The sequence below is a fragment of the Streptomyces sp. Ag109_G2-15 genome, from assembly GCF_900215565.1.
Classification (GTDB): Bacteria; Actinomycetota; Actinomycetes; order Streptomycetales; family Streptomycetaceae; genus Streptomyces; species Streptomyces diastatochromogenes.
On record NZ_OCNI01000001.1, the window covers coordinates 4,546,769 to 4,559,677 of the forward strand.

Annotated in this window: 11 protein-coding genes; 7 read left to right on the forward strand and 4 right to left on the reverse strand. The window is 68.7% G+C overall.

Features of this window, described 5'->3' with window-relative positions; genetic code table 11:
• Positions 1 to 10 precede the first annotated feature (10 nt).
• The 6 genes from mrdA to CRP49_RS46890 all read left to right on the forward strand — a co-directional run bounded on the left by mrdA (position 11) and on the right by CRP49_RS46890 (position 8,197).
• Positions 11 to 2,260, forward strand: a complete 2,250-nt coding sequence (gene mrdA / locus CRP49_RS20430; protein ID WP_097254670.1) for a penicillin-binding protein 2 — start codon at positions 11 to 13, stop codon at positions 2,258 to 2,260.
• The gene (rodA, locus tag CRP49_RS20435; RefSeq protein WP_097254671.1) at positions 2,257 to 3,453 is read left to right on the forward strand and encodes a rod shape-determining protein RodA; all 1,197 of its coding nucleotides are present in this window, start codon (positions 2,257 to 2,259) and stop codon (positions 3,451 to 3,453) included. Before mrdA ends, rodA begins: the two co-directional genes overlap by 4 nt.
• A gap of 136 nt (positions 3,454 to 3,589) precedes the next feature.
• Positions 3,590 to 5,089, forward strand: coding sequence for a CYTH and CHAD domain-containing protein (locus tag CRP49_RS20440; protein WP_097254672.1), 1,500 nt, complete (start codon positions 3,590 to 3,592; stop codon positions 5,087 to 5,089).
• Positions 5,090 to 5,162: 73 nt separating this feature from the next.
• The gene (locus CRP49_RS20445; protein ID WP_097254673.1) at positions 5,163 to 7,124 is read left to right on the forward strand and encodes a TIGR03960 family B12-binding radical SAM protein; all 1,962 of its coding nucleotides are present in this window, start codon (positions 5,163 to 5,165) and stop codon (positions 7,122 to 7,124) included.
• A 369-nt stretch (positions 7,125 to 7,493) separates the two neighbouring features.
• On the forward strand, positions 7,494 to 7,853 hold the full coding sequence (locus CRP49_RS20450) for a hypothetical protein (RefSeq protein WP_257033449.1): 360 nt from the start codon (positions 7,494 to 7,496) through the stop codon (positions 7,851 to 7,853).
• Between the two features lie 188 nt (positions 7,854 to 8,041).
• Positions 8,042 to 8,197 carry a hypothetical protein gene (locus CRP49_RS46890; protein WP_179851690.1) on the forward strand — a complete coding sequence of 52 codons (156 nt, stop codon included), beginning with the start codon at positions 8,042 to 8,044 and terminating at the stop codon, positions 8,195 to 8,197.
• A 27-nt stretch (positions 8,198 to 8,224) separates the two neighbouring features.
• Here CRP49_RS46890 and CRP49_RS20455 read toward each other — a convergent pair whose 3' ends face one another.
• Positions 8,225 to 8,608 (reverse strand): hypothetical protein, encoded by a 384-nt coding sequence (locus CRP49_RS20455; protein WP_097254675.1) that lies wholly within the window; start codon positions 8,606 to 8,608, stop codon positions 8,225 to 8,227.
• 115 nt (positions 8,609 to 8,723) lie between these two features.
• On the opposite strand from CRP49_RS20455, the gene CRP49_RS20460 reads away from it, so the two are divergent.
• Entirely contained in the window at positions 8,724 to 9,191 is a 468-nt protein-coding gene (locus CRP49_RS20460) for a MarR family winged helix-turn-helix transcriptional regulator (protein ID WP_097257457.1), read from the forward strand.
• A 166-nt stretch (positions 9,192 to 9,357) separates the two neighbouring features.
• Here CRP49_RS20460 and CRP49_RS20465 read toward each other — a convergent pair whose 3' ends face one another.
• The 3 genes from CRP49_RS20465 to CRP49_RS20475 form a co-directional block, all read right to left on the reverse strand.
• Entirely contained in the window at positions 9,358 to 10,563 is a 1,206-nt protein-coding gene (locus CRP49_RS20465) for a cytochrome P450 (RefSeq protein ID WP_097254676.1), read from the reverse strand.
• Positions 10,563 to 11,561 (reverse strand): DUF1259 domain-containing protein, encoded by a 999-nt coding sequence (locus CRP49_RS20470; protein ID WP_097254677.1) that lies wholly within the window; start codon positions 11,559 to 11,561, stop codon positions 10,563 to 10,565. Before CRP49_RS20470 ends, CRP49_RS20465 begins: the two co-directional genes overlap by 1 nt.
• 123 nt (positions 11,562 to 11,684) lie before the next feature.
• Positions 11,685 to 12,905: a cytochrome P450 gene (locus CRP49_RS20475; protein WP_097254678.1), complete on the reverse strand. Its 1,221-nt coding sequence runs from the start codon at positions 12,903 to 12,905 to the stop codon at positions 11,685 to 11,687.
• Positions 12,906 to 12,909: the final 4 nt, after the last annotated feature.

Here is a 12,909-nt window from a genome sequence, read left to right on the forward strand (position 1 = left end):
GGCAGCCGCAGTGACCAATATTCCCGAGACCGGACGGACCCCACGGGTCCAGACCCGGCTGGTCGTGATCCAGATCCTCGTCCTCTCCCTGCTCGGCACGCTCGGCGGCCGTCTGTGGTACCTCCAGATCCGGGAGGGCGCCGAGTACCAGAAGGAGGCCTCCGGCAACCACGTCCAGCAGGTCGTCGACCCCGCCGTGCGCGGCGACATCCTCGACGCCCGGGGCGTGCCGCTCGCCGACAACGAGACCCGCCTGGTCGTCTCCGCCTCCCGCACCGACCTGCTCAAGCAGAAGGACGACGGGAAGGCCGTCCTCGCCAAGCTGGCCGGCGTCCTCGGCATGAAGCCCGAGGAGGTCAGCCAGAAGGTCCGGCTGTGCGACAGCAAGACCCCGCAGCCCTGCTGGAACGGCTCGCCGTACCAGCCGATCCCGATCACCGACGAGGCAACGCCCAAGCAGGCCCTGCAGATCCGTGAGCGCGCCGAGGACTTCCCCGGCATCACCGCCGAGCCGGAGGCCGTGCGCCGTTACGCGGGCCCGGGCAAGTCCAACACCGCCCAGGTTCTCGGCTATCTCTCGCCGGTCACCGACGACGAGATCCAGAAGGCCAAGGACACCGACTCGCCCTACCTGCGCTCCGACATGGTCGGCCGCTCCGGCCTCGAGCGCCAGTACGACAAGGTGCTGCGCGGCAAGGCCGGCGTGACGCGGTACGAGGTGGACAACCTCGGCCGGGTCATCGGCAAGGCCAAGTCGGACGCCGCCGAGTCCGGTGCCAACCTGGTCACCAGCATCGACTCCCGGGTGCAGCGGGTCGCCGAGTACGAGCTGGACAAGGCCATGAAGAAGGCCCGTCAGCAGTTCGACAAGATCACCGGCGAGAACTACAAGGCCGACTCCGGCGCCGTCGTGGTGATGGAGGCCAGGACCGGCCGGATCGTCGCCATGGCCTCCGCCCCGACCTACGACCCGAACGTGTGGGTCGGCGGCATCTCCGGCAAGGACTACAAGGCTCTCACCGGCAAGGACAGCGACTACCCGCTGCTCAACAGGGCCATACAGGGTCAGGCGGCGCCCGGCTCGACCTTCAAGGTGGTCTCCACGGCCGCCGCGGTTCAGGCGGGCTACGAGTGGGACGGCGGTTACCCGTGCACCAGTTCCTACTCGGTGGGTGGCCAGGTCTTCAAGAACTTCGAGGGGGAGAGCTTCGGACCCATCTCCCTCGGCCGCGCCCTGGAGGTCTCCTGCGACACGGTCTTCTACGGCCTCGCCGACCGGGAGTGGAAGAAGGACGGCGGCATCAACCCCAAGAAGGGCCAGCCCAAGGACTACTTCTTCAAGACCGCCCACCAGTTCGGCCTCGGCAAGGAGACCGGCGTCGACCTGCCCAACGAGGTCACCGGCCGCGTCCCCGACCGCCAGTGGAAGCTCGACTACTGGAAGGCCAACAAGGACGCCTGGTGCAAGTCCGGCAAGAAGGACGGCTCCTACGTCGAGAAGATCGCGTACGAGAACTGTCTCGAAGGCAACAAGATGCGCGAGGGTGACGAGATCAACTACTCCATCGGCCAGGGCGACACCCTCGTCACGCCGATCCAGGAGGCCGTGATCTACGGCGCCGTCGCCAACGGCGGCACCATGTACCACCCGACCATCGGCAAGGCGGTCATCAGCGCGGACGGCAAGACCGTCACGCCGATCAAGCCGCGGAAGTCCGGGAAGCTGCCCGTCAGCCAGGCCACCCTCAAGGGCATGAACGACGCCTTCGCGGGCGTCATCACCCGCGGTACCGCCGCCTGGAAGTTCGGCGGCTGGCCGCAGGACAAGATCCCGCTGCACGCCAAGACCGGTACCGCGGAGGTATACGGCAAGCAGACCACTGGCTGGCTGGCCACGTACACCAAGGACTACTCGGTGATCATGACGATCGCCCAGGCGGGTACGGGTTCCGGTTCCTCCGGTGAGGCCGTGCGCAACATCTACAGCGCGCTCTACGGCGTCCAGGGCGACGGCTCGATCGACAACAAGAAGGCCCTGCTGCCCGAGCCCCAGAAGGGCCTGCCGAAGGTCCGCACGGACGGCACCATCACCGCCCCCAAGGTCACCGGCGACCCGGCGAAGGACGTCGAGGCCTCCCAGCAGGACAACCCCACCAACGACGACACCCAGCAGCCCGCCACCAGCCCCTCGCCCAGCACGGGCAACAGCAACACCCGCAGGCGGCCGCGCCGGAGGGGGAGCCGGAGGATGCTCACATGACCGGCAACAGCTTCTCCGTCTCGGGGTACGGCCCCGCGCGGGCCGGCTGGACCAGGATCCTCGCCCGCGACTCGCTGGCCCGCCGGCTCGACTGGCCGATACTGTTCGCGGCCACCGCGCTGTCGCTGATCGGCTCCCTGCTGGTGTACTCGGCGACCCGCAACCGCACCGAGATCAACCAGGGCGACCCGTACTACTTCCTGATCCGGCACCTGATGAACCTCGGCATCGGCCTCGCCCTGATGGTCGGCACGCTCTGGCTCGGCCACCGGGCCCTGCGCAACGCCGTGCCGATCCTCTACGGCACCTCGCTGCTCGGGGTGCTGCTGGTGCTCACCCCGCTCGGCGCCACCATCAACGGCAGCCGCAACTGGATCGTCTTCGGCGGCGGCTTCTCGCTCCAGCCCGCCGAGTTCGTGAAGATCACGATCATCCTGGGCATGGCGATGATACTGGCGGCCCGGGTCGACGCCGGTGACAAGCCGTACCCCGACCATCGCACGGTCCTGCAGTCGCTGGGCCTGGCCACCGTGCCGATCCTGATCGTGCTGCTCATGCCCGACCTCGGGACGGTCCTGGCCATGGTGGCGATCATCCTGGGTGTGCTCCTCGCCTCCGGCGCCTCCAACCGCTGGATCTTCGGCCTGCTCACCGCCGGCGTGGTCGGCTGCGTCGCCATCTGGCAGCTGCACATCCTGGACGAGTACCAGATCAACCGCTTCGCCGCCTTCGCCAACCCCGACCTCGACCCGGCCGGCGTCGGCTACAACACCAACCAGGCCCGCATCGCCATCGGCTCCGGCGGGCTGACCGGCGCGGGCCTGTTCCACGGCTCGCAGACCACCGGCCAGTTCGTCCCCGAGCAGCAGACGGACTTCGTCTTCACGGTCGCGGGGGAGGAACTGGGCTTCGTCGGAGCGGGCCTGATCATCCTCCTGCTCGGCGTGATCCTGTGGCGCGCCTGCCGCATCGCCCGCGACTCGACCGAGCTGTACGGCACGATCGTCGCCGCCGGCATCGTCGCCTGGTTCGCCTTCCAGGCCTTCGAGAACATCGGCATGACCCTCGGCATCATGCCGGTCACCGGCCTGCCCCTGCCGTTCGTGTCGTACGGCGGATCGTCGATGTTCGCGGTGTGGGTGGCGATCGGACTGCTGCAGTCGATCAAGGTGCAGCGGCCGATGTCGGCGTAGGGGTGTTCACCGGGGCGTAGGGGTGTGTTCGCCGGGCGGATGCAGGGCTGTTCACCGGGTGGACGACGGGAGTTTTCCCGCCATTCACCCTGGATGGCCTCTGCCCTCCCGGCCGTTCTGCCACTAGATTCAATTCATGGCGGATGCGAAACGCGAGATCGAGCGCAAGTACGAATCCGACGACAGTGGGCTGCCCGACCTGACCGGCGTCGGCGGGGTGGCGGACGTCCTCGACAAAGGCCTGGTCGAACTGGACGCCACCTACTACGACACCGCGGACGAGCGCCTGGCCGCCGCCGCCCTCACCCTGCGCCGCCGCACCGGAGGCTCGGACGCGGGCTGGCACCTGAAGTTCCCGGTCGCCCCCGGCGTCCGCGACGAGATCAGAGCGCCCCTCTCCGACACCGTCCCCGACGAGATCGCCGCACTGGTCCGCTCCCGGGTCCGCTGCGCCGAACTGATCCCCCTCGTCCGGCTCCGCTCCGCCCGCGACGTACGCCACCTCGTGGACGCCCACGGCGCGCTGCTGGCCGAGGCGAGCGTGGACTCCGTGACCGCCGAGCGGCTCACCGGCAAGGGCGGGAGCGCCCAGTGGACCGAGATCGAGGTGGAGCTGGCGGACGACGGCGACCCGGCCTTCCTCGACCGGGTGGAGAAACGTCTGCGCAAGGCGGGCGTACGGCCCTCGAAGGCGCCGTCGAAGCTGGCCCGGGCACTGGAGCAGACCGGAGGCCGGCGGCCCGGCTCCGGACGGCGCGCCAAGCCCGTGACCGCCGGCGACCACGTCCTCGCCTACGTACGCGAACAGCGCGAGGCGATCCTCGGCTACGACCCGGGCGTCCGCCGGGACGTACCCGACTCCGTCCACCAGATGCGGGTGGCCACCCGCCGGATGCGCAGCACCTTCCGCAGCTTCGGCACGGTCCTCGACCGCGCCGTCACCGACCCGGTCGCCGCCGAGCTGAAGTGGCTGGCCGGCGAGCTGGGCGTGGGCCGCGACCAGGAGGTGCTGGCCGAGCGCCTGCTCACCGTCCTCGATGGCATCCCGCCCGCCCTGGTCTCCGGTCCCGTGCACCAACGGCTCACCACCTGGGCGAGCGCCAAGCACGGCAGCGCCCGCAGCCATCTCATCGGGATCCTGGACTCCGCCCGCTATCTGGCCCTGCTCGACACCCTGGACTCCCTGCTCGCCGACCCGCCGCTGAAGAAGAAGGCGGCGGGGAATCCGGAGAAGGTCATCGCCGAGGCCGTACGCAAGGACCTCGCGAAGGTGACCCGCCTGGTCACCGACGCCCTGGACCAGCCGCCCGGCGAGCAGCGCGACCTCGCCATCCACGAGGCCCGCAAGAAGGCCAAGCGCACCCGGTACGCGGCCGAGGCGGCCACCCCCGCCCTGGGCGGCCCCGCCGGCTCCCTGGCCAAGTCCATGAAGTCCCTGACCAGCCTGCTCGGCGAACACCAGGACAGCGTCATGGCCCGCCAGACCCTGCGCGAGCTGTCCGCGGTGGCCCACGCGGCCGGGGAGAGCGCGTTCACGTACGGCCTGCTGTACGGCAGGGAGGAGACGGCCGCGGCGACGGTGGAGGCCGAGCTGCCGGGGCTGTGGAAGGAGATCACGGCGGGGGCGGCCGTCTGAGCGTACGGGGGAGGCCCGCGGTCGGGTTAGGCTTGATGGTCACCCCTGCCAGCTCACGAAGGTAATCCCCGCGATGTCTGTCGAGTCGGTCTTCCCACAGCTCGAAGCTCTGCTCCCGCATGTGCAGAAGCCGATCCAGTACGTGGGCGGCGAGCTGAACTCCACCGTCAAGGAGTGGGACAGCTGCGACGTCCGCTGGGCGCTCATGTACCCGGACGCGTACGAGGTCGGTCTGCCCAACCAGGGCGTCATGATCCTCTACGAGGTGCTCAACGAGCAGGAGGGCGTCCTCGCCGAGCGCACCTACAGCGTGTGGCCGGACCTGGAAGCCCTGATGCGGGAGCACGCCGTCCCGCAGTTCACGGTGGACAGCCACCGCCCGGTGAAGGCCTTCGACGTGTTCGGCCTGTCCTTCTCCACGGAGCTGGGCTACACGAACATGCTGACGGCCCTGGACCTGGCGGGCATCCCCCTGGAGTCGAAGGACCGCGGGCTGGACGACCCGATCGTCCTGGCCGGCGGCCACGCGGCCTTCAACCCCGAGCCGATCGCGGACTTCATCGACGCGGCGATCATCGGCGACGGCGAGCAGGCCGTGCTGGACATGACGAAGATCATCCGCGAGTGGAAGGCGGAGGGCCGCCCCGGCGGCCGCGAGGAAGTCCTCTTCCGCCTGGCGAAGACGGGCTCGGTGTACATCCCGGCGTTCTACGACGTCGAGTACCTCGCCGACGGCCGCATCGGCCGCGTCGTCCCCAACAAGTCCGGCGTCCCGTGGCGCGTCTCCAAGCACACGGTGATGGACCTGGACGAGTGGCCGTACCCCAAGCAGCCCCTCGTGCCGCTCGCCGAGACGGTCCACGAGCGCATGTCGGTCGAGATCTTCCGCGGCTGCACCCGCGGCTGCCGCTTCTGCCAGGCGGGCATGATCACGCGCCCGGTGCGTGAGCGTTCGATCACGGGCATCGGCGAGATGGTCGACAAGGGCCTGAAGGCGACCGGCTTCGAGGAGGTCGGCCTGCTCTCCCTCTCCTCCGCGGACCACTCGGAGATCGGCGACATCGCCAAGGGCCTGGCGGACCGCTACGAGGAAGACAAGATCGGCCTCTCGCTCCCCTCCACCCGCGTGGACGCCTTCAACGTCGACCTGGCGAACGAGCTGACCCGCAACGGCCGCCGCTCCGGTCTGACCTTCGCCCCCGAGGGCGGCTCCGAGCGCATGCGCAAGGTCATCAACAAGATGGTCTCGGAAGAGGACCTGATCCGGACGGTCGCGACGGCCTACGGCAACGGCTGGCGCCAGGTGAAGCTGTACTTCATGTGCGGCCTGCCGACGGAGACGGACGAGGACGTCCTCCAGATCGCCGACATGGCGATGCACGTGATCCAGAAGGGCCGCGAGGTCTCCCGGTCGAACGACATCCGCTGCACGGTCTCGATCGGCGGCTTCGTCCCCAAGCCCCACACCCCCTTCCAGTGGGCGCCCCAGCTCTCCGCCGAGGAGACGGACGCCCGCCTGGAGAAGCTCCGCGACAAGATCCGCGGCGACAAGAAGTACGGCCGCTCGATCGGCTTCCGCTACCACGACGGCAAGCCCGGCATCGTCGAGGGCCTGCTCTCCCGCGGTGACCGCCGTATCGGCGCGGTCATCCGCGCGGTCTACGAGGACGGCGGCCGCTTCGACGGCTGGCGCGAGCACTTCTCCTACGACCGCTGGATGGCCTGCGCGGACAAGGCGCTGGCCCCCTTCGGCGTCGACGTCGACTGGTACACCACCCGCGAGCGCACGTACGAGGAGGTCCTCCCCTGGGACCACCTCGACTCCGGCCTGGACAAGGACTGGCTCTGGGAGGACTGGCAGGACGCCCTCGACGAGACGGAGGTCGAGGACTGCCGCTGGACTCCGTGCTTCGACTGCGGTGTCTGCCCGCAGATGGACACGCACATCCAAATCGGCCCGACCGGCAAGAAGTTGCTTCCTCTGACGGTCAAGAACGCTGGGCCGACGCCCGCTGCGAGTGGCCACTCGCACTGAGGTGAGTGGGGCACTCGATCGGGTGGTTGAGGCGCTGGCCGGGGTGAGCGAGGACGAGGTGGTCGCTTCGTTGGCCGCGGTCGGCGCTTCGCGTCCTCGCTCGTCGGCGCCGTCGGCGCCCTGCTGGACGCCGCTGCCGGGCCCTAGCCGCTCACACGGTTCGGTGCCCCCATCTCTGTCTGCTCCCTGGCTATCTGTCTAGGCACCACACGCGTTCGCGTCAGACACCAGCCGTCCTGAGACCCTTTTCAGTCAACAGATCAGGACCCGGCACGTAACGTCGCGCGTCCCGCCAACATGACGGACATGGCGACATCGGGGGCAAGATCAAGAAATGGTCGGCTCGGGGGCTTGGGACAGTGGTGGGGCGTGATCGCCGCCGCGTTGCTGATTGCCGCGTGGATCAACAAGGCCGCAGGACCGGCGATCGTTGCAACACTCTCAGCACTGGTCCTCGTCTGGTGCTTCTTCCAAGCACCCGTGACTTGCGGGGCTGCGGTGAGAGGCCGGGAGGACGGCTGCCGGAACAACGCAACCGGCCTCCTCATGGGCTGCCACATTCGCCAACACCGCTGGCAGAAGCTGAAGATGTTGATCCTTCGGCGACAAGTACGTGAGTTCTGCTCCGGCCTTTTCTCGGACGGCAAGGCCACCCTCGTCACGCTGGCTGCGATTGGGAGTTTCCTGTCAGGGCTTGTGGCCTTCATTCCTGGCGTTGCCCTCGGCTGACTCCACATGGACAGACGTCCAGTGCCACCCACGGGTGGCCTGTGTCAGGGCGCTGCCGGAGACGTGCGTCAATCCTGCACGGCATCGAATCGTCGCCTTCTGCGAGACCTCATCGGCCTCTCTGCGGCATCTCTCATCCCCCCCACTCTGCCCGTAGGACTCCGTCCTCCGTCTCCGAGTTACGCCGTATGGCGCTCACCTGGTGCATCGGGCAGGCGATTGCCATGCTCGTTGTGGTGTCTGCTTGCCCGCAGCTGGACACGCACATCCAAATCGACCCGACGGGCGAGAAGTTGCTGCCGCTGACGGTCAAGAACGCTGCGGTCGCTCCCGGCGGGCACTGAGGCGGGCGGGGCGTTCGGTATCGGTGGTCAGGCGACTCGGCCCCCGGTGCCGGACCGCCCTTCAGGGACGGCCAGCAGGCCGACCGTCACCTGCTCGCGGGCCTGTTCGCCGAGCACGTCGACCACTGCGTCGGTGATCGAGGTGATCAGACGCGCGGGTGCGTTCGGTACGTCGGGGTGCCGGTAGGCCGCCTCGCGCAGGCTCAGTGTGATGTTCGGGGCAATGTGGTCGGTCGGTTTCCCGCCGATGCCGCGCCGACGCTGGGGGATGCCAATGAGATCGACTGCCACCAGGTGGCTGAACTGCTTGCCGTAGACGGATCCGACCGCGTCTGCGAGTCCGCGGATCAGGCCTTCTTCGGCCGTCTCATCCAGGGCGGCCTCGCTGATGTGCACGGTGAAGTGAGGCATGGTGGAATCTCCGTTCGTGCCCGCGTGCGGCGGGCGGAGCGACTGCTGATGCCTTTGTGAGCAAAGCATCTTTGCCTTCAAAGGTAAATGCTGGGGGTGTGTAATGGCCGGATCCATGCGGCGCGAGGCCGGGGCGGGTGACGTGGACGCCGCAGTGCGTGAGCTGCTGTTGCTCATGCCGCGGATGGCCGGCCGGGTGAAGCGCATTCCCGTGCCTTCGGTGCTGCAGTCGCAGTCGCTGGCGCCCCGTCACCTCTCGTTGCTGTCCTGCCTGTTGTTCGACGGCCCTATGACGGTCAACGAACTGGCCGCGCGTCTGGAGGTGGCGCCCACCACGGTCAGCCTGATGGTCGGGGACCTGAGCGGGAAGGGCATTCTGGACCGGCGCGAGGACCCGTCGGACCGGCGGCGCCGGATCGTGGCCATCGCCCCCGACCAGCACGACGCGATCGCCGCATGGCTCGCCCCCGGCGCCAAGGCCTGGCGCCGCGTACTCACCCCGCTGGCCCCGGCGGAGCGGCGCCTTTTCGTCGACACCCTGCGCGCCTATGAGGCGGCCGTGGAAGAAGAACGTGATCGCTGAGATTCACCCCTCCTCTCGGACGCCGCTACTGAGCCCTGGAAGCGCCCCTGAGATCCGCTCCGAGGTGGAGTGGGTTGAGGGCCCCGTTTCAAGCCTGTGAGTGACGGCGTGGCCTTGAGCCCCTTCCCGGATCGGGAGGGGGCTCTTCGGCCTCTGGGTGGCCTTCCTACCAAGCCACCGGCAGCTCCAGCGGGAACCGCCTGATCGTTTCCGTGTCCCAGCGCAGCTCCTCCGGCGGCACTGCGAGCCGGAGGCCGGGGAATCTCTGCACCAGGCGGCCGATGGCCACTTCGAGCTCCGCCATGGCCAACGGCATGGCGATGCACCGGTGTCCGCCCCAGCCGAAGGTCATGTGCGGAGCGATGGGGCGGTCGAGGTCGATGTCGTGGGGGGCCGGGTAGCGCTCCGGGTCACGGTTGGCCGTCAGGTACGACACGTGCACGAAGTCGCCCGCCTTGATCCGCGCACCGTCCAGTTCCACGTCCTCGAGAGCCACGCGGGGGATCCCGACCCCTTTGCGGAACGGGATGCAGCGGAGCATCTCGTGCACGACGTCGGTCACGGTCTCGGGCCGGCGCCTGAGGTGCTGCATCAGCTCGGGACGTGTCAGGAGCAGGTAGGTGATGTCGCTGATCTGGCAGGTCGCCGTGTCCTGGCCGCTGAGCGCCAGCGTCAGTGCCATGACCGCCAGTTCCCTGTCGTCGAGCTGTTCCTCGCCCTCCCGCGCCGCGGCCATCGCGCTGATGAGGTCGGGGCCGGGTGAGTTCCGGCGCTGTCCGACGAGTTTGGCGAAGTAGGCCGTCAGATCGGCCTTGGCTGTCGCGGCGGCCTCCTTGTTGCCCGCGCCGACGACGAGCAGTTGCTGCAGGGACTCCTCGACCCGGGGCCATTCCTCCCGCTCGATACCGAGGAGGTCCAGGACGGTCTGCTGGGGGAGCTTGTTGGAGAGGTGCTGGACCACGTCCGCCGGCGGTCCCTGTTCCTCCATGATGTCCAGCAGGCGGTCCGTGAGCCAGATGATCCGCTGCCGCATGCCCTCGACCCGCTGCTGTGTGAAGGCCTGCGAGGCCAGGTGGCGGACGCGGCTGCTCTGCGGTGGGTCCATCACGTTGATCGATTCCGGCGAGACGATGGGCTCCGGCGTCATCCGGGGGTAGTCGTGACCGATGATGCCCGCCCTGCTGAACCGTGGGTCGGTGGTCACCTGCTTGACGGAGTCGAAGCCGGTGATCAGCCAGGCGTCCGCATCGCCGTAGGGAAGCCGGATGCGCGCGGGGGAACGACGCTGCATCAGGTCCGCGAGCGCGGGGTCGAAGTCGAGTGCTTCGCTGAAGTCGAACGGGCAGGTGACTGTCTCGTGGTCCGCGGCCATCAACCGGCTCCTCCAGGCATGGGTACGACGTTGGTGACGTCCACGGCCCGGCGAATGGCCTTGGCGAGCCTGACGGCATCGCCGACAGCCCAGTAGTGGACGAAGAACAGGCGCGGTTCGTCGGTGAGGTTGTGGTGGTGCACCTCGACGAGTTCGACCCCACCGCGTCGCAGGGCCGTGAGGGCGGGCTGTACCTCGTTGGCGATCATGACCAGGTCGCCGCTGACGGCGGCCCTTCCGCCGCCGAGCGGCTGGAAGTTGACGGAGGTGGTGGAGCCCAGTCCCGGAGGCAGGGCCATGTGGCCGTCGGCGACGGTCTCGCGGCGGACATAGACGGACTTGTAGATCTTGCCGTCAGCGCTTCCCTTGACGCCCATCGCGGCGTCGATGGCGGTGGTGTCCAGGCCGACCGGCCGCGAAGGGGTGGCGGGTTGGGCGGGTGGGGTACCGGTGCAGTCGAACGCGGCGCGCAGACCGCGAGCGACGGCGACCGGATCGTGGCCGTGGGCGTGCAGATGGACCCACCAGACATCCGGTTCGTGGGCGAGCAGGTGCTTGTGGATGGCGGTCTGCATGATCCCGTGCTCCTGCAGGACGTCGCAGAAGTGCTGCAGTTCGCGTTCGGTGACCACGGCGTCACCCATCAGGAGCGTGCTGTGGTCCGCGTATCGGACGAAGGACACGTGCGTGCCGAGGGCGAGCGCGGGGTCGATCAGAATGCCGCGCGAGTAGACCCTGAGGTCCCGGCGTGGCAAGCCCGTGTGGTACATGAATCGCTTCATGTCACCGGGGCGGCCGAGAGACTTGCCCACGTCCGCCCAGTCCGTCAGCTTGGTCATCACCGGTTCGACCAGGGCGCGGCTCGTCGGTCCGGCGGACAGGGCGTGGGCCCGGGCCGGCACACCGGCAGCTATGGGCGCCAGGGCGGTCGCCGCCAGCAAACGACGCCGGGACGAGGTGAGTCGGGAGCGGGTGTCTTGCTGTCTCTCGTCAGTCATGTCATCGGCCTCCACGCAGGATGCAAGCATGAGAGACCGCGTCAACGGCTGATCGGCACAGTTCACCCGTCCAGGTGGGCTAATGCCGGGGGTGGTCCCGCACTGGTCGAAACAGACGGGGACTCAACCGTCGCCCTGCTCGATGTGCAGATGGATCGGACCGCGGAGAACGGGGCTGCGCCGGTACGGCGGCGGGTCGGCGACCAGCCGGGGTCGGTCGAGGTGGCGTACCAGCTCGTTCAGCGCGATCTGGGTTTCCCGCCGGGCCATGGGGCCGCCGAAGCACAGGTGGATGCCGCTGCCGAAGCCGAGGTGCTGGTTGTCACGCCGGTCGGGGTCGAAGCGGTCGGGCTCGTGGAAGCGGTTCGGATCGCGGCTGCCCGAGGCCAGCATGAGCAGGATCCGCGCGCCCTTGGGGATGACCGTGTCCGCGACGGTGATGTCGCTGTAGGCCGCCCGCCACGGAATGATGTGCACGGGAGGCTCGTAGCGCAGCAGTTCTTCGACCAGCGGGACGACCAGGCCCGGTTCGTCGCGCAGTCGCCGCAGCACCTGCGGGTGGCGCAGCAGGGTCAGCATGCCGTTGGTGATGAGGTTGACCGTGGTCTCGTGGCCGGCGATCAGCAGCAGGTTGGCGGTGGCGACGATCTCGTCGTCGGTCATCCGCCCGTCCGGCCCGTCATCGTTGGCCAGCCGTGACAGCAGGTCGTCACCCGGCCGGCCGTGGCGTTGCTCCACCAGCGCGCCGAGGTACTCGCGCAAGTCCTTGGAGGCCTGCTGGCCGTTCGTCAGTTTCTCCTTCGGGTCGGTCTTGGGGTTGTAGTCGATCGACTCGATGAAGTCGTTCACCCACAGGTGGAACCTCGGTTCGTCCTCGCGTGGCACGCCGAGCAGGTGGCAGATCACGGTGACGGGGAACGGGTAGGCGAAGTCGTCGACGATGTCGATCTGCTCCTTGCCCGCGAAGTCGTCGATGAGGCTGCCGACGGTGGCGATCAGGTCGGGTTCCAGGCCGGCCACCAGCCCCGGGGTGTGCGGGGGGCCGAAGTGGCGCATCGCCATGCGCCGCAGGCGGTCGTGCTCGGGCGGGTCGAGGTTGATGAACGCCGGCGTGCCGGGTCTCTCGAACGCCTCCATCGGATGCGACAGATTGCGGACGTCGGAGCTCAGGTGCGGGTTGTGCAGGATGTCCGCGAGCTCGCGGTAGGTGCTGATGACGTAGCTGCCGTCCTCCTGCAGAGCCACCGGCGTCTCGCGCAGCTCCGCGTACAGCGGGTACGGGTCGGCCCGGGAGGAGTAGTCGAGGATCCGGAGCAGCGTGTCGGGCGTCTCGGTCGTGGTCATCTCG

Bases quoted from the DNA above. Each gene is read 5' to 3' on its own strand.
- CRP49_RS20460 (WP_097257457.1), top strand. From the start codon at position 8,724: ATGCGGCGCGAGGCCGGGGCGGGTGACGTGGACGCCGCAGTGCGTGAG.
- CRP49_RS20465 (WP_097254676.1), bottom strand. From the start codon at position 10,563: ATGGCCGCGGACCACGAGACAGTCACCTGCCCGTTCGACTTCAGCGAA.
- rodA (WP_097254671.1), top strand. From the start codon at position 2,257: ATGACCGGCAACAGCTTCTCCGTCTCGGGGTACGGCCCCGCGCGGGCC.
- CRP49_RS20470 (WP_097254677.1), bottom strand. From the start codon at position 11,561: ATGACTGACGAGAGACAGCAAGACACCCGCTCCCGACTCACCTCGTCC.
- CRP49_RS20440 (WP_097254672.1), top strand. From the start codon at position 3,590: ATGGCGGATGCGAAACGCGAGATCGAGCGCAAGTACGAATCCGACGAC.
- CRP49_RS20475 (WP_097254678.1), bottom strand. From the start codon at position 12,905: ATGACCACGACCGAGACGCCCGACACGCTGCTCCGGATCCTCGACTAC.
- CRP49_RS20455 (WP_097254675.1), bottom strand. From the start codon at position 8,608: ATGCCTCACTTCACCGTGCACATCAGCGAGGCCGCCCTGGATGAGACG.
- CRP49_RS46890 (WP_179851690.1), top strand. From the start codon at position 8,042: ATGGCGCTCACCTGGTGCATCGGGCAGGCGATTGCCATGCTCGTTGTG.
- CRP49_RS20445 (WP_097254673.1), top strand. From the start codon at position 5,163: ATGTCTGTCGAGTCGGTCTTCCCACAGCTCGAAGCTCTGCTCCCGCAT.